Origin of the sequence: Oceanobacillus sp. HCA-5259 (genome assembly GCF_037892815.1) — a bacterium.
Taxonomy (GTDB): domain Bacteria; phylum Bacillota; class Bacilli; order Bacillales; family Amphibacillaceae; genus Oceanobacillus; species Oceanobacillus indicireducens.
Map to the genome: position 1 here is coordinate 1 of NZ_JBBKBV010000088.1, position 1,409 is coordinate 1,409.

Here is a 1,409-nt window from a genome sequence, read left to right on the forward strand (position 1 = left end):
TGCGCACAGGCATACTGCAGGGTTTCTGATCGATAAATCTTTCCGTTATCGGCATAAATCATCGTCGGTTTTCCATATCGCAGAAGTGCTTCTTTTGTTACTTCTCGAAGGCCATCAAATTTCTCCGAAGAAAAAAATTCCGCGTAAGGTACGATTCTTGAACAATCATCGATGTATGCAATAAGAAATGTTTTCTTCATTTTCCCTTCCATTCGGATGTACGGACCATGCGATAAATCTGCCTGCCATAATACATTAACTTTATCATGAGAAAAACGCTTTCTCTCTCTTTCTGGATAAAAACTCATATGATGCTTTCCAGCTAGCTTGTGTTTTTTTAATAATCGGTTAATCGTGGCATAAGAAACATGATCCTTTTGAATTTCACCACGTTGAATTAATTGTTCGTAGAACACAGTTATTGGCATATGCAGATATTCTTCTTTTCTTATTTTGAGAATATGATCCTCATCATCTGGAGAGAGCCTGCGAGAACCTCCACGATCTGCCCGTCTTTTCGGCTTTAAAGCCTCGAATCCATTTCTTCGGTAATTTAAATGCCATTCTTGGATCGTTTTCGCTGCAACCTTTCGTTCTCCATAATAGGGTACCTGATGTACTTTTCCTTCCAGTTCTTGAAAATACTCTTTTGGTTCTCTTTGCTTATTAAAGAGCGGCGCAATCAAGCCATAACGAAATAAAGCAATTTCTTCCCGCGTTTTTTCATCCATTGGATTTGCCTCCTTTTATTAGAAGGACAACCGGTTATCCATTGCTTTTATTCTACTTTGTTCGCCAATACTTGCATAGGCAAAAGTTATGTGGGACAGTCTTTATTTTTTTATCACGAAAATTATGGTAAAATTAATGTGCCCATAAAATATGATGATAAGTGACCCCAGCTCCTTTGAAAGAAGGAAGATATGCCAGTATCTTGGATCATTTTCTTGTATTTTAGGGCTTCTTTTTTAGTGTTTTTAGATAACCCATTCGAATACCCTTCGTGCACAAAATAGCTATGAATCCAATGTATTCCTTTGTAAAACCGCTTGATATGTTGTTCTAGCAGTTGCCGGCCACCCCTACGCAAATCCCCATTCAAATAGCGCTCAATCCCTTTAAAGATCATATATAATGTATATTGAAAATAAGGAATCAAAAAACTTGGCAGAATAGAAATGGTGATGCCGCAAGCTAAGCAAAGATAACGACAAATCGGTAGTCGTATATGTTCATCTTCTTCAATACCATATCGCCAGTAATAACCATGACGATGTATGTTTCCCTGAGCGAAACAATTACAACCCGGACATCGATCTAACCTAGGAAACTCATTTTCTATTCCATTTGCCGCGTATTGAAAAATATCAATCTTAAAATCATGTAAATGAATCAATTAAAAAACTCCC

At 37.3% G+C, this 1,409-nt stretch carries 2 protein-coding genes; both read right to left on the reverse strand.

Going from position 1 to position 1,409, the window contains the following annotated elements:
- Positions 1–731, reverse strand: a 731-nt coding sequence (locus WKU33_RS18870; protein ID WP_340456130.1) for a helix-turn-helix domain-containing protein, incomplete at its 3' end; no start/stop codon positions are given.
- Positions 732–853: 122 nt separating this feature from the next.
- Positions 854–1,396, reverse strand: coding sequence for a DUF6431 domain-containing protein (locus WKU33_RS18875; RefSeq protein ID WP_336253552.1), 543 nt, complete (start codon positions 1,394–1,396; stop codon positions 854–856).
- Positions 1,397–1,409: the final 13 nt, after the last annotated feature.